The following is a 21,011-nucleotide window of genomic DNA, read 5'->3' on the forward strand; positions in this document are numbered from 1 at the left end:
GCACTGGAACGCGTGACGGACCCAGCCGGCTCCAGCGCGGGCGCGGCGCCGGGCAGCGCAGCGACGGGCAGCGCGGCCCCCGCCGCCAGCGCGCCCCCCGGCGCCGCCGCGGGCGCGCGCCGCCCGCCCTCGCGCCTCGCCCGCCACCGCCGCAAGCTCATCGCCGCCGCCGCGCTCCTCGCCGCGCCGGTCCTCGCCCACCTCGGCATCGCCGCCGCGACCCGCATCGAGCCGCCGCCGATCCGCGCCGCCTCCGGCGAGCCCACCGCAGGTCCCGCGGGCCTGCGCGTGCTCGGCCCCGCCTACGCGCGCCGCCGCGGCCGCATCCTCGAGGCGCGCCTCGCCGGGACGCCCGAGGAGATCGGCCACCAACACGGCCGGCTCTTCTACCCGGAGATGGTCCAGAACGAGGGCACCCTCTACGAGCAGTTCCGCCGCTACGTGCCCGTCGCCCCGCTCAGGTGGCTCATCATGGACCTCTCGCGCCTCGAGTTCCGCGGCGTCGACGAGGGCATGAGCGACGGCGCGCGGCGCGAGATCGCCGCCCAGGCCCGCGCCTTCTCGCCCGACCCGTTCGACGGCGTCCTCCCCACGTACCACCGCTTCGTCTTCCTCCAGTCGCTCTACGACATCGCGCTCTCGTTCGAGCACTCCCCGCTCATCGGCTGCACGAGCTTCGCCCTCACCGGGGCCGCGTCGGCGGGCGGGCACGCGGTGCTCGCCCGCAACTTCGACTTCGAGGCCGGGCCCGTCTTCGACCTGGGCAAGGCGGTGTTCCTCGTCCACGAGCAGGGCAAGATCCCGTACGCCTCGGTGGCCTGGCCCGGCCTCGTCGGCGCGGTGACCGGGATGAACGCCGCCGGCCTCGCGCTCGTCGTCCACGGCGGGCGGGCCGGCGAGCCGCGCGCGGCCGGCGAGCCGGTCGTGCACACGATGCGCGAGGTGCTCGGCCGCGCCCGCGGCGTCGACGAGGCGCTCGCGCTCCTCGAGGCGCGCGCCCCCATGGTCTCCCACCTCGTGATGCTCGTCGACGCGGCCGGCGAGGTGGCGATCGCCGAGCGGGCGCCCGGCGCGAAGCTCCACGCGCGCCGCGGCCGCGGCAAGGTCGCCCTCACCAACCACTTCGAGGGGCCGCTCGCCGGCGACCCGCGCAACCTCCGCGTCCAGGCCGAGACCTCGACCCACGCGCGCCGCCGCCGCCTCGACGAGCGGCTCGCGGCGCTGCCCGAGGGCGCGACCGTCGAGGCGGCCGTCGATGTCCTGCGCGACCGGCGCGGCCCCGGCGGCGCGCCGCTGCCGCTCGGCGACCGGCGCGCGATCGACGCCCTCATCGCCACGCACGCGGTCGTCATGGACGCGACGGCGCGCGTCCTCTGGGTCAGCGAGGGCCCCCACCTCGCCGGCCGCTTCCTGCGCTTCGATCTGTCGCGGCTGCTCGACCCGGCGTTCGACCCCGCCCTCGACACCGCCGAGCCGGACGCCCTGCCCGAGGATCCGCTGCTCACGAGCGGCGACTACGCCGCCTGGGAGCGCGCCGGCTCGCCCCACGCGGGCGGCGAGCTCGGCAGCGACGCCCCGGGCCCCTCCGCCGCGGACCCCAAGCGCGACCCGGGCGATCCCTGAAAGCACGACCGCGTCGCTCCTCGGGCGCGACAGCCGCGGCGATCCTTAAATAACCAACGATCTTAACCCAACGACAAACAACTTAACGAAGCAATCGCCCTTGCCCGATCGCGACGGCCCCACGCCCTCCCCGGCACCCGCGCAACAGCGCTGCGTCCGGGTCGTGTCCATCCCATGGCGAGCTGGACAGCGCTCCGTCCGGGTCGCGCCGTCCCGCGGCGAATGCCGGCGACGCGCCGCTTCCGGCCGCTCCGCGGCGCGCCGGAGACACGGCCGGGCCCGGCGCGCAACTGTTTCGCCGCAGTTTCGCAGGGCCCCTCTCCCACGCCCGTACACCGGGGCTAGGACACCTCTCGTCCGGCGCTCCCGTACCGCGAGATTGCCTAGCGGGAGCTTCCGTCCGACAATGCGATGCGGGGCGCAAGGTCGCGGCAGCGGAGCGGCGACCGGGTCGACCGGATCATGACCGACATCAACCTGATCAACACCACCCTCGATCAACGGTACCTCATCCTCGGGCTGCTCGGCGAGGGCGGGATGGGGGCAGTCTACGAGGCACGGCACCTCGGCACCGGCCGCCGCGTCGCCGTCAAGGTGATCACCAGCAAGCTCGCGCAGGACGACGCGGTGATGGCCCGCTTCGAGCGCGAGGCCAGGGCCGCCGGCGCGATCGAGAGCGAGCACATCGCGAGCGTGCTCGATAGCGGCAGGGACCGGGCCACCGGCCTGCCCTTCCTCGTGATGGAGCTCCTCTCCGGCGAGGACGTCGACCAGATGCTCCGGCGGCTCGGCCCCCTGCCGCCCGAGCTCGCGCTCTGCATCGTGGCCCAGGCGTGCATGGGCCTCATCAAGGCGCACGACGCGCGCGTCCTCCACCGCGACATCAAGCCCGCCAACCTGTTCCTGGCCCGGCGCGACAGGGGGGAGTACGCGGTCAAGCTCCTCGACTTCGGCGTCGCCAAGATCCAGGCGGACGACAGCTTCGAGTCCCACCAAGAGCTCACGGCCACGAGCAACCTGATCGGCTCGCCCATCTACATGTCGCCCGAGCAGGCGCGCAACATGAAGGACGTCGACGGCCGGACCGACCTCTGGTCGCTCGGCATCGTCCTCTTCAAGATGCTCGCCGGCCGCACCCCCTACCGGAACTCGCGCGGGCTCGGCGAGCTCATCGTCGCGATCTGTTCGACGCCGGCGCCGCCCATCCAGAGCCTGGCGCCCTGGGTCACCTACGAGGTCGGCGAGATCGTCCACCGCGCGCTCCAGATCGACAGGAACCTGCGCTTCCAGAGCGCGGAGGAGATGCTCGAGGAGTGCCGGATCCTCCTGCCGCACGGCTTCTCGATCCGCGAGGAGATGCTGCAGCCGCTGCCCGAGTCGCTGCAGGCCGACATACCGCCGCCCTCGCGCTCGGCGCACCCCGAGGCGCCGACGCGGCGCCCGCCCACGCCCGTCCACACCTCCCGCACGCCCACGCCCGGGGGCACGTCCCGCGGCTGGCCGGACAACGGCGATCACCCGACGCGGCGCCCGCCGACCCCCGTGGCCACGCCCCGCAGCTGGCAGGACCACGGCGATCACACGGGTCGCCGCCCGCCCACGCCCGTGGCCACGCCTCGCAGCTGGCCCGAGCACGTCACGGCGTTCTCGCAGAGCGGCCAGGGCCACCTGAGCCAGAGCGGCCACCACCTGAGCCAGAGCGGCCAGCACCTCGGGCAGAGCGGCCAGCACCCGAGCCACAGCAGCCCCGTCATCCGCGGGCTGCCGGACGGGCCGCCCTCGTCGAGGACGGTCGCGGGCACCTCCGTGCCGTTCCAGAAGACGATCATCGTGGCGGGCGAGCCGCCGCCCGCGGCCGCGCGCCCCCGCAGCAGGGCGGCCCCGCTCGTGGCGGCGGCGGCGCTGGTCGCCGCGACGGGCGCCGGCGTCGGCGCCTGGCTCGTGCAGAAGACGACGGCGGCCGCGCCCTCCACGGCGACCGGCGCCGCGCCGGCCGCGCCCATGGCCCCGGCCGGGACCGCGGCCGCGCCGGGGGCGACCGCCGCGGCCCCGGCCGAGCCGTCCGTGCAGATCGATCCGGAGCGGCTCGCGAGCTTCAACCCGCTGCCGGCGGTCGTCACGTCCTCGAACAACCCGCTCACGGACGAGAAGATCCACCTCGGCCGGATGCTCTTCTACGACGCGCGGCTGTCGAAGAACCACGACCTCTCGTGCAACTCGTGCCACCCGCTCGACCGCTACGGCGCCGACGGCACGAAGGTCTCGATCGGGCACGCCCACCAGAGCGGCCGCCGCAACACGCCGAGCGTCTACAACTCGGCGGGGTTCTTCTCGCTCATGTGGGACGGGCGCTTCGACAGCGTCGAGGATCAGGCCAACGGGCCGATGATGAACCCGAGCGAGATGGCGATGACGCCGGTGCGGCTCGAGGCGACGCTGCGCTCGATCCCCGACTACGTGAAGGCGTTCGGCAGGGCGTTCCCGAACGACCCGTGGCCCGTGACGGTCGGCAACACGGCGAAGGCGATCGGCGCGTTCGAGCGCAAGCTGTTCACGCGCGGGCGGTGGGATCAGTTCCTGGAGGGGGAGCGCGACGCGCTGACCAACGCCGAGAAGGAGGGGTTCAACACCTTCGTCGAGGTCGGCTGCGTGACGTGCCACTTCGGCCCGCACGTCGGGGCGACGATGTTCCAGAAGCTCGGCCTTGTGCGGTCGTGGCCCGACACGATGGACCGCGGCGTCTTCGAGATCACGAAGAAGCAGGCGGATTTCATGGTCTTCCGGGTGCCGACCTTGCGCAACGTGGCCGCGACGGCGCCGTACTTCCACGACGGGTCGATCTCGTCGCTGGAGGAGGCGGTGCGGCTCATGGGGAAGCACCAGCTCGGCAAGGATCTGGTAGAGAGCCAAGTCCATCAGATCGTGGTCTGGCTGAAGTCGCTGACGGGCGAGCTCCCGAAGGAGTACATCGCCAAGCCGGCGCTGCCGGAGAGCGGGCCCAACACGCCGAAGCCGGTTGCAGACTGAGCGCGGCGTGCCCGTCTGAAGGTAGAGGACGAGGATGCAGCGACGATCGTTTTTGATGGGCCTCGCGGCGTGCGGCGGCGCGCTCTCGCTCGCCGGCCGCGCGCGCGCGGACGAGGTGGGCGACGCGCTCGCGGAGATCACGAGGGCGCGCGCGTCGGTGAAGACGCTGGTCGCGCCGTTCACGCAGGAGCGGAGCATCGGGCTGCTCGCGACGGCGGTGAAGAGCGACGGGGAGATGACGCTGGTCCTGCCGGACCGGCTCCGCTGGGAGCTCAAGCCGCCGGACGCGATCACCTACTGGATCACGCCCGAGGGGTTCGGCTTCGCGACGCCGAAGGGCGCGGCGGGCGCGGGGCGGGGGGCGGCGGGGCGCTTCGGCGCGGTGCTCTCGGACCTCCTGGTGCTCCTCGGCGGCGACCTCGCGAAGCTCAGGGCGCGCTACGACCTCTCGATCCCGAGCCGCGCCGACGGGATCACGCTGGCGGCGCGGCCGCGGGCCGAGGAGGTCGCGAAGCACGTGCGCAGCCTCGAGATGACGTCGGGGCCGGAGCTGTGGTCGGTGCGGCGGGTGGTCATCGAGGAGAAGAACGGCGACCGGAGCGTCATCACGTTCGGCAAGGTGGCGCGGGACGCGGTCGTGGACCCGGCCCGGATGAGGGCGCCGAAGCAGGGCTGAGCGGGCGCGCGGCCGGGGGGGCGCGCCGATCCGGCGCTGCCGCGGCGCCGCCGGCTCAGGGCGGGCAGGCGCCGGTGCCGTTGTTCTCCTCGACGACGCTGGGAGGCGTCCGGTCGAGGCGCTCCACGAGCGCATCGACCTCGCAGCTCGGCAAGCTCGGGTTGTACTTGATGTCCAGCAGCGAGGTGATCGTTCGAGCGCCCAGGCCGCGGAGCGTCGCGAGCGACGCGTTCCCCTCGATCCTGAGGCTGTCGATCTCGGTCACATCCTCGAGCCCGGTCAGCCGGGGCAAAGCGTCGTTGTCCTCGATGCTGAAATAGCCCACGCGGACCAGGCCGCGCAGAGCGTCGATGTCGACGAGCGCCTGGTTGCCCGCGAGCAATACCGTCTCGGTAAAGCCGCCGCCCGCGCGGAAGGAGCCGAGCCCGTCGAGGCTGGTGAGCGCGGGGTTATGGGCGATATAGATCGCGCCTCGCACGTCGCGGAGGCCGCTCAGGGGCCGTAGGCTCGCGAGCAGAGGATTGCCGGTGATCTCCAGATGAGAGAGCTCCGAGATCCGCTCGACCCCCGCGAGGCTCACGAGCCCGGAGTTCTGGCGCACGGTGAGGGCCGTCATTCCGGCGATGTCGGCGAACCCGTACAGGTCCGTCAGGGAGCCGCACCCTTCGACGGACAGCTCCCCCAGGCTCGTCACCTCGCCGAGGTCGATGCTGGTGAGCTTCGGGTTGTCGTGGAGGTAGAGCGACGGCGCGCCGTCCGGGTTCGAGCGGACGTGGGCGAGCGCGCTGGCGCTCACCAGCTCGGGATTCGATACGGCGACGACGTTCCAGACACTGCGCAGCGAACGCAGGCCGTCCAGGCTCACCATCCCTGAATTCTGGCCGACGTAGAGGTCGTGGGCGGCTTCGAGCGCTGCGAGCCCGGTCAGGTCCACGAGCCGCTCGTTCGACGAGACGGAGATCTGGCTCGCGAAGACGAGGCTCTCGAGGCCGTCCAGCGATCTCAGATGTCGGTTTTCCGCCAGCGTGAGGTTATCCACGGTCGTGAGCTGCTCGAGGCCCTGCAAGCCGACGAGCCCGTCGTTCTCGGAGATGTGGAGATTCACGAGCGCCTCGACGGCGCCGAGGCCCTCGAGGCTGGTCAGCGCGTCGTTGTCCGCCAGGATGAGCGACCCCCGGCGCAGGTTGCGCAGACCGTCCAGCGTCGCGAGCCGGTCGTTGCCCCTGATCCAGAGCTCCCCCTCCTCGATGCCCTCGAAACCCGACAAGGACTCGAGCGAATCGTTGTCCAGCACCTGCCACTGGAACGCGTCCACCCCGACGCCGGCGACGCTCTCGAGGAGCGGATTTTCACGGATCTCGATGGTTCCCCCGACCTTCTCCAGGCTCCGAAGCCCGCTGAGGCTGCGCAGCGAAGCGTTATGGACCACCGTCAGCGTCGAGCCGATGGAGGAGAGGGAGCCGAGGCCGTCCAGGTTGGTCAAGCGCGTGGTGTCGTTGATCAGGAGCTCGCCCGTGACGGTCGTCAGGCACGCAAGCGGGGACAGGTCGGAGATGTCGCCGCCGAGGGCGAGCGAGCCGTCGACCACGGTGACGCCGCGCAGGTCCTCGAGGGCCTCCTGGCGGGTGGAGCCCCAGAAGCCGGTGTGCACGCGGCTCGGATCGCACTCCTGCTCGGCGCCCCCCGCGCCCGAAATACCGCCCGAGCCTTGACCGCCTGAGCCCCCGGCGCCCGACGTGCCGGCGGGGTCGGCGGCGCCGGCGCCGCCGCCGCCGACCCCGGCCGAGCTCGAAGCAGGGCTGGGACCGGCGCCAGCTCCCGCGGTGGTCGATCCGATCTCACCTACGCCCGCGGGCAGGTCGAAGTAAACCTCGCTCCGGGCCCCACAAGCCGGCGCGAGCGCGACCGAGGCAAGCACGCCGATCCACCAGGAACTCCGCATGCCGCGAGGCTGGGCGCGCGCCGATTCCGCGTCAATGGGACACTCCGACGGCGCGATGGCTGGTTCCCCCCGCCGCGATCTCGACTATGACGCCGGCCATGCGACGCCTCCTGCTCTCCCTCCCCGCCCTGACGCTCGCCGCCGCCTGCTCCGGCGCTCCCCCTGAGCCCGCCCAGACGCCCGCCGCCCCGCGCGCGCACGACGATCGCCCGGCCGCTCCGTCCCCGGCCGGGCCCGCGGCCGCGACGCCGCCGACCTCCGAGCCCGGCGCGCCTTCCGCCGAGCCCGGGACGGCCGGCGGGGAGACCGCCGCCGCGGAGGAGCAGGCGTGCCCGGCCGACATGAAGCTCGTCGAGGGCGAGTATTGCTCCGAGGTCGAGCACAGCTGCCTCCGCAGCTGGTACGACAAGTCGAACAAGAAGACGATCTGCGAGGAGTTCGCCCCCACCCCGGGCCGCTGCGTCGGCGACAAGACGAAGAAGCGCTATTGCATCGACACGTACGAGTGGCCGAACAAGAAGGGGGAGCGGCCCGAGGTGATGAACCGGTTCCACCAGGCGCAGGTCAAGTGCGCCGCGGTCGGCAAGCGCCTCTGCACGGAGTCGGAGTGGACGCTCGCCTGCGAGGGGCCGGAGATGAAGCCGTTTCCTTACGGGTACTCGCGCGACGCGACCAAGTGCAACGGCGACCACCTCTGGGACGACCCCGACATGAAGAAGGTGGCGAAGCGCGACCCCGGCGAGCTGGCGCGACTGTGGAAAGGGGTGCGGAGCGGATCGCAGGCGCAGTGCATCAGCGATTATGGCGTCGCCGATCTGCCCGCGAACACCGATGAGGTCGTGGCGAGCGAGACGACCGGCGGCTGGCGCGGCAAGTTCGACAGCGTCCACACCGGCGGCCCCTGGTACAAGGGCGTGCGCAACCAGTGCCGGCCGAAGATCTACACGCACGACGAGGGGTTCTATTATTACTTCCTGAGCTTCCGCTGCTGCGCCGAGCCCGACGGCAAGACCACCGACCCGCGGACGCCGCGCCAGATCCAGGAGGGGTGGAACATGGACCGGGTCGAGCGGCTCGCGCAGTTCACGGTCGAGCAGATGCGCGGCAAGCTCGAGCTCAAGCAGCAGGGCAAGTGCGAGTGCAAAGCGACGGATATCCTGTGCAAGACGATGTGCGGGACGCTGCTCGGGCCCAATGCGGTGGACGCGACGCCGGGCGGCGGCGCGCCGGCGGCGGCGGCGGGGGGGAGCGGCGAGAAGCGGTGAGGAGCGCCGCCGAGCACTCCTTGGCGGGATTCTTGAGGCACGGGCCTAGTCCAAGCTCTCCCCGATCTTCCCCACGCTCCGCTCGATGAGCTGCTCCTGCTCGCGCTGGCTCCGCAGCACCTCCTCGGACGCCGCCCTGGCCTTTTGTTCCTCCCGGGTGGCCTTGAGCTCGGCCTGTCGCGCCTCCGCCTCGGACCTCCGCGCCTCATCCCGCGCGGCCTGCGCCTGACCGGCCGCCACGCGGGCCCTCTCGGCCTCGGCCTCCGCGCGATCCCGGGCCTCCTCGGCGTCCTGCTGCAGCTGCTCGGCCCGCCTCCGCTGCGCGTCGCTCTCCTGCCGCGCGGCCTCGCTCTCCTGCCGCGCCCGCTCCGCCGCGCCCCGGGCGGCCTCCGCGCTCGCGAGCGCGCCCTTCAGCGTGTGCTCGGTGCGCTGGATCTCGTGGAACTGCGCCGTGATGACCCGGTTCTGACCGGTCACCTTCACGATCCCGGCCCCCGCCGCGACGATCAGGAGCGACAGCGCCGCCATGATCCCGGACACGAGGCGGCGCCTCCCGCGTTGCTGCTGATCGGCGAACCGGAGCACCTCCTCCAGATAGAGCCGCTCCCGCTCGGGCAGCTCCCCCCGATAGCGCTTATGAAACTGGCGCGCGTCGTCGGCGACCTTGCCGCGCCAGAGCGTGTCCGCGGCGCGATCGCTCGACTCCCAGAGCCTCGCCGCCGCGCGCAGGCGGTCGAGGAACACCGCGTCTTCCTGGTTCTCATCGAGCCAGCGCTTGAGCGTCGGCCACCGCTCGATGAGCGACTCGTGCACGAGCTCCACCGTGGTGCCCGCGCGGTCGCTCCCCGTCTCGAGCGCCAGGAGCCGCGCGTCGGCGAGCAGCCCCACCACCCGCTCGATCTCGCCTCGATCCCCCGGCAGCTCGCACAGCTCCCCCAGGCTGGCGACGGCCCGCGTCCGCTCCGGCGTCACCAGGCGCTCCAGGACCGCCCGCGCGAGCTTCGCCCGGCGCTCGCTCATCGCGGCCAGCACCGTGTCGGCGTGGCTCGCCAGCGCGCCCGCCACGCCGCCGAGCGCCTCGTAGCTGGCGCGCGTGAGCAGCCGGCGCCCCCGATCGCGCATCTCCCACAGCCTCGCCGCGGTGAACTGGAGGAGCGGCAGCGCGCCGCGCGTGCTCTCCAGCGCGTCGAGGAGGCCCTCGACCATCGCCGGATCCTCGATCTCGTGCCGCGCCGCCTCCACCGGCTTCATCAGGGCTTCGCGCAGCCCCTCGCGCCCCATCGGCCGGAGGAACACGAGGCCGCGGATCATCGCCGTCATGAAATGCTCGTGCTCGGCCATCCGCTCGAGGAAGTCCGATCGCACCGACAGGACGACCCGGAGCGGCGAGGAGGCGTCGTCGGCGACCCCCTCGAGGCACGCGAGGAACGACTCGCGCTCTCCGGCCGGGGCGCCGAGCGTGAAGAGCTCCTCGAACTGATCGATGAACAGGAGCAGGCGTCGCTGCGTGCTGGCCGACCACGCGCGCAGCGCGGCGCCGAGGAGGCCAGGCTCGGCGCGCAGCCGCTCGCCGAAGCCCGCGCCCGTCGCCGCGCCGCCCTGCGCGGCGAGCGCGCGCGAGGCGGCGCTCAGCGTCACCCCGGGGTGGCTGAAGAGGTGCGCCAGCGCGGCCATGGGCTCGCGCCCGGGCCGCAGGACGAGCGCCTCCCAGCCCTCCCCGGAGCGCTTGAGCGCCGGGATCACCCCCGCCCTCACGAGCGACGATTTCCCCACGCCGGACGCCCCCGCCAGCGCGAGCAGCGGCTGGCTCCGGAGGCGCGCGACCACGGCGGCGAGCACCTGCGCGCGGCCGAAGAAGCGGTCCGCGTCGGCCTCCTGGAACGCCGACAGGCCCGCGAACGGGCTCTCGTCGGCGGCGAGGTGGACCTCCCGCCGCCCGGGCAGGAGGGGCAGCAGCGCGGCCAGGAGCTCCTCGGCGGAGGCGAACCGCTCGGCCTTTCGCTTGCGCAGGCAGCGATCGATGATCGCGCCGAGCGGGCCGAGCTCCGGGTGGCGCGCGCTGACCTCGGGCATCGGATCTTCGGCGACCGGGACCCTGAGGAGGCTCGCCATGCTGACCGGCGCGAGCGGGTGCGCGCCGAGCACGAGCTCGTGGAGCATGATGCCCACCGCCCAGATATCGCTCGACTGGTCGATATCCATTCCTCGCCATTGCTCGGGAGACATATAAGGCAGTGTGCCGATGACCGCTCCTTCGCCCGTCAGGCGCGCATCGCGGGCGACCGCGCTGGTAACAGAGCGCTCGACCGCGACCGCGAGGCGCGTCTCGTCCTCGCGCAGCTTGGCGATCCCGAAATCGACCACCTTGATCGCCCCCGACGCCTCGAGCATGATGTTCTCGGGCTTGAGATCGCGATGGACGATGCCGGACGCGTGCGCGCGCGATAGCGCGCTCACGACCGGGACCATCAGCTCCACGGCGAGGCTGGGCGGCACCGGCGCCGTCGACGTCTCCTCCCCGGCGTCCGCGGGCCTGCGCTGCCTCATCCAGGCGCCGAGGCTCTGCCCGTCGATGTACTCGAGCACCATGTACGGGTATCCGTCGTGCTCGTTCACCTCGTGGATCGTCACGATATGCTCGTGCTTGCAGCGCGCGGTCGCCTGCGCTTCGTTCAGAAAGCGCAACACGCCGTTGCTGTTCAGCTTCGTGAGGAGCTTGATCGCGACGAGGCGCGCGAGCCTTATGTCTCGCGCGAGGAAGACCACGCCCATGCCGCCCCGGCCGAGCTCGCGCAAGATCTCGTAATGCCCGATGCGGGCGCCGGCCGAGAGCAGCGGGTTGAGTTGCCGAGGCGACGAGGACGGCGGAGCGCCCGCGCTCGCCGTCCCGCCGGCCTTCGCCGCGCGAGCGCCCGCCGGCGCGACGGCCGCCTCCGCCGCGAAGCCGGCCCGCGCGGGCGCAGCGGGCGCCGCGCCGACGAACATCGTGCTTGTGTAACTTGCGTCCTCGCGCCCTCCGGTGCGCAGCGGAAAGCTCCCCGTATGATGGAGCTCGCCCGCGCCGGACGATCGAGCGCCCTTCGGCCCCAGGATGATCAGCTCGGTGGACATCTTCCCCCCTGCGCATAAAACAACGCCGTCACTGAAACGGCGGTTACCACGGCGAGAGCTGCGAGCGCGGTCACGATAGCATAGGCGCTCAATGCATGCGTGCATCCTCAAATCTGATACGACCTCGCTTCACAGGAGGACATGCGAGGGCGTACCCTCGGGAGCGCGGCATGCTCGCCGGCCCGGTGAGCCGGGGTGAAGGCTCGATGGATCACCCCGGGCGACCCGCGAAGCAAAACGACCCACACGCGACCCATGCACGTCCCCCTCCCAGCAGCGAAGCTCTCATCATCGATCGCTCTCGTGGCCTTGTGCTCCTTCTGCGCCGCGCCTGCGCGGGCCCAAGGGACGACGAGCTCAGGGACGGGCTCAGGGACGGGCTCAGGGACGGGCTCAGGGACGGCGGGCCCGCCGCCAGGGTCGCTGTCGCCGCATCCACCTTCTCTCTCGCCGCATCCCCCGTCGCTGCCGCCGCCGGCGGCGGTGGAGACGTCTTCGCCCCGTGCGTCGCGGCCGCCGCGGCCATGGCACCAGGGCATCTCCGACGATCGAAAGCAGCGGGCGCACGAGCTATTCACGGAGGCGCGGGCGCTGCACCGGCGCATGATGTTCGCCGAGGCGCGGGTCAAATACGAAGAGGCGCTGGCCGCCTGGGAGCATCCCGAGCTCCGGCTCTATCTCGCGCGGGTGTTGAAGAGCCTCGGTCTGCCGCTCGTGGCCTATGAGAACCTGCGGCTCGCCCTGCGATGGGGGCCCGGCACGCTCGCGCCCGAGACGGAGCAGGAGGCGCGCGCGGCGATGCGCGCGCTCATGGAGCACGAGCTCGCCGCCATCGAGATCCGCTGCGATGAGCCGGGCGCTGCCGTGCTGCTCGACGACAAGCCCTGGTTCGTCGGCCCCGGCGCCGAGCGCCGGATGGTCACGCCCGGAGAGCACGTCGTCATGGTGAGGAGGGACGGCTACTCCACGGTCGTCAAGCCCATCCTCGTCATCGCCGGCAAAGAGGCTTCCGGCCAGCTCGCGCGGCGCGTCGAAACCGTCATGGGCCAGCCGCGGTGGCCCGCGTGGGTCCCCTGGACCATGCTCGGGGCAGGCGCAGCCCTGGGCGTCGCGGGTGGCGGGCTGATGTGGAGCGACGCGGCACACAAGGGCGACCAGGCCAGCGGCGACCTGGCGATCGGCGCCTTCGTCGCCGGCGGAGCGACGATGATCACGGGGACGGTCCTGCTCCTCATGAACAGGCCACAGGTCTACCGCGTCCACGATCGGGGCGAGGTGGAGATCGAGCTGCGGCCCATCGCGTCGCTCGGCCCTGCGGGGCTGTCGGCCCGGCTCGTGTTCTGACCCGGCCAAGGACGCCAAGAAGAGGACGATATCTTGGCGCCTTGGAGGTCGATGTCTCGCTCGCTCGACGTCGATCGGCGCCGCGCCGAGGCGGTGGACCGTCGTGGCAGCCACCGCCACCCGCGTTCACCTCACGACCTCGCCCGTCTTCAGATCCAGCTTCAGCTCCCGCACCACCTCCGGCTCGGCGCAGACGATCTGCGGCGTCGACCCCTGCACATCGGTCTTGATCCGCTCCTCTAGTGGACTGTTCGATAAGTTTTTTAACATATTCCCCGGGGTGGCGTAAGCTTCGGCATGCGAGGACGACCACCCAGGAAGATCGAGCTGTCGCAGGAGGATCGGGCGTACCTGGAGCGGCTGGTGCGCGATGGACGGACCGAGCAACGCGTGGCTCGCCGAGCTCGGGTGCTCTTGGCCATGGCAGACCCGGCGACGGTCGTGGAGGAACTGGCGACGCACGTGGAGCAGAGGCGCGAGAGCATCTGGCACCTCTGCCGTCGGTACGAAAAGGTGGGGGTTCGGGCGGTCGAGGACGCCCCTCGCGAGGGTCGGCCCCGGGCTTTTTCCCCCTCTGCAACGCGTCGGCCTCGAGATGCTCGCCTGTTGTGAGCCCGCAGGGCTCGGGCTGCACATGACGCACTGGTCGACGCGCAGCCTGGCGAAGGTGGCGGCTGAGCGTGGGCTGGTGCCGAAGATCGCGCACTCGACCGTCTCGCTGATCCTGCGTACCGCCGATCTGCAACCCCACCGTTCGCGGTACTGGAAGACGCCCACGATCGATGCCGACTTCGAGAGGAGGGTGACGCGCATCCTGTGGTGCTACGAAAGAGCCTCGGATCTAGCCGCGCGCGGCGAGCTTGTACTTTGCTTCGACGAGAAGCCGAACATCCAGGTGCTCGAACGCCGGCGACCGACGCGCCCCGTGAGGCCCGGCCAGGCCGAGCACCAGGAGTTCGAGTACATCCGGCACGGGACGGTGAACTTCGCCGCGGTCCTCGATGTGCACACGGGCAAGATGCGCGGATGGTGCCCCAACCGGAACGATAGCGAGCACCTGCGCGCGATCCTGCCCGAGTTACTCCACGAGTGCTGCGATGCGCGACGCGTGCACCTGATCTGGGACGGAGCCCCGTCCCACGTCGCACAGGAGACCACCACCCTGCTGCGTACCCTCTACCCGCACGTCCGCGTCCTCGTGACGCCGGCGCACGCCTCGTGGCTCAACCAGGCTGAGTTGCTGCTCCGCGCGTTCAGCGAGCGCTACCTGAAGCGCGGCAGCTGGAACAGCCGCCAGCAGCTCGTCGAGCACCTGGACGCGAGCTGGCGAGAGTACGACCAGCTCTACGCTCACCCGTTCAGGTGGTCCTGGACGCGGCAGAAAATGCACCGCTGGGTTGAGCGGCATGCCGCGTGATTATGTTAAAAAACTTATCGAACAGTCCACTAGCTTCTTCGCGAGATCCCAGCTCGGCACGAACGCGGCGAAGAAGCGCTGCCCCATGTCGCGCGTCACGACGAAGCGCGCCGGAGAGAACTCCGTGCGTCCTTTGAGCGCCTTTCGCGTCAGCGGGAAGTCGTAGTCGTCCGGCGCCGTCTTGCTGAACGTATAGAGCACCACGAGGTTCTGCGGGCACGTCGGCCCGCCGGGCTCGGGGAAGGGCCGGCTCGGCTTGGGCTTCGGCGGCGGCCCCTTCTGGACCTGGATGGTCCCCGGCGCCGCGCCCGCGGCCTCGCTGCCGCCGCCGTGCTTCAGGATCGCCCCCCCGGCCGCCACCCACACCGCCCCGTCGCTCCCCACGGCCACGTCCTGGGCCTTCACCCCGTCGGGCAGCGGCGCCTGCTCCCAGGCCTCGCCCTTGCGCGCGAACAGCGCCCCGTCCGCGATCGCCCACAGCATCCCGTCCGGCGCCGCCGACGCCGTGAGCACGCGCGCGCCCTTCGCCGGCGGGTCGATCCTCTTCGGCTCCCCGCCCTGGTAGTGGAGCACGCCCCCATCCACGATCCACGCCTCGCCCTCGCCGGGGCCCGGCAGGATCAGCGTGCGCGCATCGTCGGGGCTCTGCCCCTCGGGCAGCGCCGGGACGGGCATGATGGTCGCGCGCCTCTCGCCCGGCTTCCATACCTCCAGGGCGCTCTCCACGTCGCAGTCGAGCCCGTAGCTCAGCGCGGTCCCGTCGCGCGTCGCCCCGAACGCCTGCGGGCGGACCTCGGCCTCCGGGTAAGGCAGCGGCGCTTCCCACCCGCGGCACGGCTCCTTCCTGGGCGCCGGCGTGATCGTCAGCCCCACCCTGGGCCCGCGCAGCGTGACGAACCTCGGGACCCCCATCATCGTCGGCCCCACCAGCCCCACGAGCGAGCTGCCCATCCTCGCCACCCCGGTGAACCACAGCCCCGGGTCGCCCATCCGCTGCACCCAGCCCTGCGCCCCCAGCACGTGGTGCTCGGCGACGCCGGTGCGGCCCGTGGTGCCCGTCGCGATCAGGTCGAGCTGGTCGGGATAGCGCCCGTAGACGCCGATCACGGCCGCCCCCCACCCCAGCAGGCGCAGCCGCTTCGGGAACTCGATCGTCCCATCCTTCAGCACGCCGACGGCGGCGCCCATCTGCTCCCCCTCGAGCGTCAGCAGGTTGGTGGTCGACACGAGCAGCGCCCCCTCCACCGGGTGCAGCCGCACATCGATCTCCGCCGGGACCTGCGCCACCGGCGTGAACGCCGACTTCGGCGGCGGCGCCGGCTTCGCCGCCTCGTCCGCCTTCGCGGCGCCCGCCGCGCCTGCGGCGCGCGATCCGCCCGCCGCGCCTGCGGCGCGCGATCCGCCCGCCGCGCCTGCCGTGGCCGGCGCGCCCGGCCCCGGCGCCGCATCCGCCGCGCGCGGCCCGTCCGCCGCCCGCGGCGCCGGCCCGCACCCCGCCATCGCCATCACGAGCCCGCCCAGCCCCCACCACGCCCTTCGCCCGCTCATCGCTCCTCCTTCTCCCCGCCGCGCCGTCCCGCGTCCGCTCACGGCGCGAGCCTCCCCGACGCCACCCGGATCTCGCCCTCGATCGCCGCGTCGCGCAGGTCCACCCCGTTCGGGTGCGCCACCCGCTGGTAGGCCACCTGCCACGCGAGCGTCCGCCCCTCGCCGGCGGACCCGACGTCGAGCTCCACCGTCACGGGCTCCGCGTGCACCCGATCGTCGGCGACGAGCTTCCGCCCGATCGTCCCCGGCCGCAGCACGAAGTGCCGCGTCAGGTAGCGCTCCTCCTGCCCCAGCACCAGCTCGTCGGGCCCGAGCGCCTCTGCCGACACCTCGAGCCTCCGGAACAGATCCCCCGTCGGGAACGCGTGCCCCGCGTTCGCGGGCGCGAGCGTCACCGCCACGCGCGTCGTCGACAGCCGCCGCGCCGTCACCGCCACGGCGCTCCGCACGAGCGCCTCGTCCCGCGATCCTGCGAACCCGTGGCCGCGTCGCAGCCCCGGCCCGCGCGGCATGTGGCACGCCGCGCAGGGCTGGGCCGCGGCGGGCGACGCGCGGTGCTCGGTGAGGGTCGACTGCATCAGCTCCGCCGTCGACCGCCCTCGCGCCGTGGGGAACGCGAACTCGTGGCAGGCCGCGCACGCGTCCGCGCCCCCGAACCGCGCGTCCCGGATCACCGTGTGCGGCGCCGCCGGCGGCGCCCCGCTCCCCGCCCACGGCGCTGCGAGCACCGGCGCCACCGCCGGCCCCGCGAGCTCGCCCTCGCCGTCGCTCGTCACGTGGCACGTCACGCACCCCACCCCGAGCGCCCCGAGCGCCTCCGGCTCTGGCTCCTCCGGCCTCGCCTCGGGCGCGTGGCAAGCCCGGCAGAACGGCATCGGCTCGATCGCGAACGCCCGCCGGTAGGCAGGCTCGGTGTTCGCCCGGTGGTGGAGCGACGCGCGCCACTCCCGCGCCACCTCCTCGTGGCACCCCTCGCAGGCCTGGTTCGCGATGGCCGCCGCCCCGAGCCGCGCCCGCGCCGGCCTCGGCATGGGCACCCGCGCCGCCTCCGCGGCCCCAGCCAGCGCGCTGCCAGCCGGCGCCGCGACCTCGCCGCGCGGCCGCGCGGTCGTGTCCGGCGCGGCGGCGCACGCGCCCACGAGGGCACCCGCGATCAGCACACCAAGGCCAGGGACACAGCGCCGCACAGCGATCGTTTCCGCTACAACACCCCCGCCGCCGCGTCACGCCCGAGACCGCCGAGCGACGCCGGCCGCTCCGCCGGCGCAGGCGCCGCGGCGCGCCTCCAAGCCCCTGGGGCGGGGCGCCCGCGCCGCGACAGCGGCGATCCATCATGGCAAATTGCCACTCCCATTGCATGATCGGCACAGTCGGGAGCGCATAGCGAGCTCGGCGTCCGCGGCTGCAGCGAACCTCGCGGGCGGTCCCCAGCGGTGCGCGGCTCGGCCCCGGCGCAGCTGGACGCCACCTTGCTTCCGGGCGGCGCCCCCGCTCCGGCTCGACCGCCTCCACCGGCGGCGGAGCCGGTCGCGGCGCGCTCGCCCGCGAGCGCAACGAGCCATTGCTGGAGATCCGGGAGAATCGCCGTCCCTATGCGCGATGAATGCAGCGCCTCCTCCTCTTGGCACCCGTATTGCGGATTGGCGGTGGAGGGAGGTAGACGCATCGTGCAAGCTGATCATCGCTGCTTGAATCGCGTGGCTCGAGGCACGCTTGCGCGCCGCCTCGGCGCCACGATTTCGCTGTGGGCGCTCGCGCTCGCCGCTGCTGGATGCTTCTGGACAGTCGGCGGCGAGAGCGAGCGCCTCTACGGCCACTCTGTCGTCCGCGTGGAGGCGGCGCCGGCGGACATTTACGCGTATCCGAGCGTGCGCTACCGCGGCGGGTACGCCTACCTCGTCGGCGAGACGTGGTACTACGAAGGCCCGCGCGGCTGGGTGATCTTCCGATCGGAGCCGCGGGTGCTGGCGGAGCGCCGGGTGGTCATCCGGAGCCGGCGTGAGCGGCCCCATCATCATCACCCGCCGCGGTACTACGAGGAGCGACGCGCCCCGGCCTACCGCGAGCCGGTCGAGCGCCGCCGCCGCTATTACGCGGACTGAGCTGCGCCCGAGAGGACCGCAGCCGCGAGGAGAAAGAACCATGCAATCGACGAGAATGCTGAGTCTGATGTTGCTGGCCGCGCTCGCGGCCCCGGCGGCAGGCTGCGTCGTCGTGGCCGACGACCCGCCCCCGCTCCGGGAGACGGGGACGCTGACCATCGCGTACACGATCGAGGGCACGACCGACCCGCTCCTGTGCTCGTATTACGGGGCGACCGACGCCGAGCTCATCGTCTATACGCGCGGCGGCGACCTCGTCGCGGAGGAGTACGCTCCGTGTGATTGGTTCGAGGTCAGCACCACGCTGCTCCCTGGCCGCTACACGGCTGACGTGACGCTCGTGGACGCCGCCAACGGCGCGAGGAGCATCACGAAGCCCCTCGATGCGCTGGACGTGTTCTCGGACGCCGAGCTCGTCGTGGATGTCGGCTTCCCGGCCGGATCCATGCTCTAGCTCCACCCCACCAGGGATCCGGAGAGAGAGTTCAACGCAAAGGCGCAAAGGCGCAAAGGCAGCCGAGCGCCCCGAGCGCATCCTCACGAAGCAGGCTCGCACAACGCACACGCCTCGCGTGGCATCGGATCTGTGCTCGCGACGGCGAAGAGCCGTGATTGGAGCGAGGTGCGTCGATGCCCGTGGGTGGACCGCTCGATCGATTTCCGCTCTGGCTGCTCTTCGGGATGACGATCGTGGTCCTGCTGCTCGCCGTCGAGGGCGGCTACCGGCTGGGCGTGTACCGGCTGCGCCGCTCCGACCAGGAGTACGGGCCGCACGTGCTCGCGCTGGCCACGGCCACGATGGGCTTGCTGGCGCTCATCCTGGCGTTCACGTTCGGACTCGCGGCGACCCGCTTCGAGGCCAGGAAACAGGCCGTCGTCGACGAGGCCAACGCCATCGAGACGACCTACCTGCGCGCCGGCCTGCTCCCCGGCGATCGCGGCCACAAGGTCCGCGACATGCTGCGTGAGTACGTCGAGCTTCGTCTGGACGCGGTGAGGCTCGGCAACGTCGAGCAGGCATTGCGGCGCTCGGAGGAGCTGCACCGGGAGCTGTGGAAAGAAGCGGAGGCCGCGGCACGAGACCAGCCCAGCTCGACCGACGTGGCGCTCTTCATCGAGTCGCTGAACAGGGCGATCGAGCTCTACGCGACACGCGTCAAGGTGGCCGTCCGGGGCGGCATTCCAGGCGTCCTGTGGGCGGCGCTCTTCGTGATCGCGGTCCTGAACCTGGCGGCCGTCGGTTATCACGCCGGTCTGGTCAGGACGCGCCGGTCTCCCACGGTCGCGACGCTGGTCATGGGCCTCTCGATCGTCCTGATGTTGATCGCCGACCTCGATCACCCGCAAGACGGGGCTCTGAGGGTGAGCCAGCAGGCGATGTTCGATCTGCGGCGCACGATGGGCACGATGGGTGATTGAGCGTCGCTCGCGCGTCGGGCGGATCGGCGAGGATCTCACGGCGCGCCCGCCCTGCCGTGGGATGGCGATCACCGAGACGGGACGGAGGAGATGGAGATGGACAGCGTCGACGCATCGACAGCGGTCACGAAGGAGTGGGCGATGCCGCACCTCTCCGCCGAAGACCACGCGGCCCGCGGCAAGGCGGAGCGCGCGGAGATCCCGCGCACCACCCACGCGACCTGGGGGGCGCCGCCCCACCGGCCCGATCCGATCGCGCTGCTGGAGGAGCAAGCGAAGACCCGTGTGCCCGAGCTCGTGCCGATCCGCTACGGCCGGATGCTGGCCTCCCCGCTCGCGTTCTACCGTGGCGCCGCGTGCGTGATGGCCTCTGATCTGGCCGCCACCACGCGATCGCGCCTGAGGGTGCAGCTCTGCGGCGACGCACACCTCTCGAACTTCGGGGTGTTCGGCTCTCCCGAGCGGCGCATGATGTTCGACATCAACGACTTCGACGAGACGCTCCCGGGACCGTGGGACTGGGACGTGAAGCGGCTGGCCGTCAGCATGGAGCTGGCGGGGCGCGACAACGGCTTCTCGAGATCGGCCCGCTCCGAGATCGTCCTGGCCACCGTCCGCGAGTACCGCGAGGCGATGCGGAGCTTCGCCGCGCTCCGCGACCTCGACGTCTGGTACGCGAGCCTCGATATCGAGCGCATCATCGACCGGTTCCGCTCGCGGGTGGGTCGCGAGCGGTTGCACGTCACCGAGCGCAACGTCGCCAAGGCTCGGGCGAGGGACAGCATGCAGGCCTACGAGAAGCTGACGCGAGAGGTCGACGGCCGGCGGCGAATCATCAGCGATCCTCCCCTGATCGTCCGGATGGATGAGCTCGTGGGGGGCGTGGCCCGCGAGCAGCTCGAGCAGCAGGTGCGCGAGATCCTGCGCGGCTACCGCTGCACCCTCCAGAGCGATCGGCGGCACCTGCTGGAGCGGTACAACTTCGCGGACATGGCCCACAAGGTGGTCGGGATCGGGAGCGTCGGCCTGCGCGCCTGGATCATCCTGCTCCTCGGCCGCGACGACCAGGACCCGCTCTTGCTGCAGGCGAAGGAGGCGCAGGCGTCGGTCCTCGAGCGGTTCCTCGGCAGGAGCGAGCACCGCAACAGCGGCGAGCGCGTGGTGGCCGGCCAGCGGCTGATGCAGGCCGCGAGCGACATCTTCCTCGGCTGGCAGCGGGTGAAGGGCGTCGACGGGATCGAGCGCGACTTCTACGTGCGCCAGCTGCGCGACTGGAAGCTCTCGGCGGACATCGCCTCGCTGGATCGGGTCGCGCTGGCGACGTACGGCAGCCTCTGCGGCTGGACCCTCGCGCGCGCGCACGCGCGCTCGGGCGACCGGATCGCGATCGCGGCCTACCTCGGAAAAGCGGACACGTTCGACGAGGCGATCGCCGCGTTCGCGATCGCCTACGCCGATCAGACGGAGCGCGACCATCGAGCGCTGGCGGACGCGGTGAAGAACGGACGCATCCAGGCCGAGACCGGGCTCTGAGCGG

14 protein-coding genes are annotated in these 21,011 nt (G+C 72.2%); 10 read left to right on the forward strand and 4 right to left on the reverse strand.

All coding sequences use genetic code 11. The features are described from left to right. Nucleotides 1–12 precede the first annotated feature (12 nt). The 3 genes from WME98_RS11985 to WME98_RS11995 all read left to right on the forward strand — a co-directional run bounded on the left by WME98_RS11985 (nucleotide 13) and on the right by WME98_RS11995 (nucleotide 5,326). Nucleotides 13–1,623 (forward strand): C45 family autoproteolytic acyltransferase/hydolase, encoded by a 1,611-nt coding sequence (locus tag WME98_RS11985; protein ID WP_437951451.1) that lies wholly within the window; start codon nucleotides 13–15, stop codon nucleotides 1,621–1,623. A 411-nt stretch (nucleotides 1,624–2,034) separates the two neighbouring features. After that, a complete protein-coding gene (locus WME98_RS11990; protein WP_437951452.1) occupies nucleotides 2,035–4,650 on the forward strand; it encodes a cytochrome c peroxidase in 2,616 nt (871 codons plus the stop codon). Between the two features lie 34 nt (nucleotides 4,651–4,684). After that, nucleotides 4,685–5,326 carry a LolA family protein gene (locus WME98_RS11995; RefSeq protein ID WP_437315134.1) on the forward strand — a complete coding sequence of 214 codons (642 nt, stop codon included), beginning with the start codon at nucleotides 4,685–4,687 and terminating at the stop codon, nucleotides 5,324–5,326. A 55-nt stretch (nucleotides 5,327–5,381) separates the two neighbouring features. Here the strand turns inward: WME98_RS11995 and WME98_RS12000 are convergent, their stop codons facing one another. Beyond that, nucleotides 5,382–7,268 carry a leucine-rich repeat domain-containing protein gene (locus tag WME98_RS12000; RefSeq protein ID WP_437951453.1) on the reverse strand — a complete coding sequence of 629 codons (1,887 nt, stop codon included), beginning with the start codon at nucleotides 7,266–7,268 and terminating at the stop codon, nucleotides 5,382–5,384. A 98-nt stretch (nucleotides 7,269–7,366) separates the two neighbouring features. On the opposite strand from WME98_RS12000, the gene WME98_RS12005 reads away from it, so the two are divergent. Beyond that, nucleotides 7,367–8,533, forward strand: coding sequence for an SUMF1/EgtB/PvdO family nonheme iron enzyme (locus WME98_RS12005; protein ID WP_437951454.1), 1,167 nt, complete (start codon nucleotides 7,367–7,369; stop codon nucleotides 8,531–8,533). A gap of 45 nt (nucleotides 8,534–8,578) precedes the next feature. Here WME98_RS12005 and WME98_RS12010 read toward each other — a convergent pair whose 3' ends face one another. Further along, on the reverse strand, nucleotides 8,579–11,518 hold the full coding sequence (locus tag WME98_RS12010; RefSeq protein WP_437951455.1) for an nSTAND1 domain-containing NTPase: 2,940 nt from the start codon (nucleotides 11,516–11,518) through the stop codon (nucleotides 8,579–8,581). Nucleotides 11,519–12,247: 729 nt separating this feature from the next. Here WME98_RS12010 and WME98_RS12015 point away from each other — a divergent pair. After that, the gene (locus WME98_RS12015; RefSeq protein ID WP_437951456.1) at nucleotides 12,248–12,988 is read left to right on the forward strand and encodes a hypothetical protein; all 741 of its coding nucleotides are present in this window, start codon (nucleotides 12,248–12,250) and stop codon (nucleotides 12,986–12,988) included. A gap of 595 nt (nucleotides 12,989–13,583) precedes the next feature. Continuing rightward, nucleotides 13,584–14,405 carry an IS630 family transposase gene (locus tag WME98_RS12020; protein ID WP_437948501.1) on the forward strand — a complete coding sequence of 274 codons (822 nt, stop codon included), beginning with the start codon at nucleotides 13,584–13,586 and terminating at the stop codon, nucleotides 14,403–14,405. Here the strand turns inward: WME98_RS12020 and WME98_RS12025 are convergent, their stop codons facing one another. Beyond that, complete coding sequence (locus tag WME98_RS12025) at nucleotides 14,406–15,953, reverse strand: hypothetical protein (RefSeq protein WP_437951457.1); 1,548 nt, start codon at nucleotides 15,951–15,953, stop codon at nucleotides 14,406–14,408. A gap of 38 nt (nucleotides 15,954–15,991) precedes the next feature. Next, nucleotides 15,992–17,113: a multiheme c-type cytochrome gene (locus WME98_RS12030; protein ID WP_437951458.1), complete on the reverse strand. Its 1,122-nt coding sequence runs from the start codon at nucleotides 17,111–17,113 to the stop codon at nucleotides 15,992–15,994. Nucleotides 17,114–17,650: 537 nt separating this feature from the next. Between WME98_RS12030 and WME98_RS12035 the strand changes: the two genes are divergently transcribed. The 4 genes from WME98_RS12035 to WME98_RS12050 all read left to right on the forward strand — a co-directional run bounded on the left by WME98_RS12035 (nucleotide 17,651) and on the right by WME98_RS12050 (nucleotide 21,007). Further along, nucleotides 17,651–18,055, forward strand: a complete 405-nt coding sequence (locus WME98_RS12035) for a hypothetical protein (protein ID WP_061626928.1) — start codon at nucleotides 17,651–17,653, stop codon at nucleotides 18,053–18,055. Nucleotides 18,056–18,095: 40 nt separating this feature from the next. Further along, complete coding sequence (locus WME98_RS12040) at nucleotides 18,096–18,509, forward strand: hypothetical protein (RefSeq protein ID WP_437951459.1); 414 nt, start codon at nucleotides 18,096–18,098, stop codon at nucleotides 18,507–18,509. Between the two features lie 176 nt (nucleotides 18,510–18,685). Continuing rightward, entirely contained in the window at nucleotides 18,686–19,474 is a 789-nt protein-coding gene (locus tag WME98_RS12045) for a hypothetical protein (RefSeq protein ID WP_437951460.1), read from the forward strand. Nucleotides 19,475–19,564: 90 nt separating this feature from the next. Next, the gene (locus WME98_RS12050) at nucleotides 19,565–21,007 is read left to right on the forward strand and encodes a DUF2252 domain-containing protein (protein ID WP_437951461.1); all 1,443 of its coding nucleotides are present in this window, start codon (nucleotides 19,565–19,567) and stop codon (nucleotides 21,005–21,007) included. Nucleotides 21,008–21,011: the final 4 nt, after the last annotated feature.

It is taken from the genome of Sorangium sp. So ce296 (genome assembly GCF_051529605.1).
Taxonomy (GTDB): Bacteria; Myxococcota_A; Polyangia; order Polyangiales; family Polyangiaceae; genus Sorangium; species Sorangium cellulosum_D.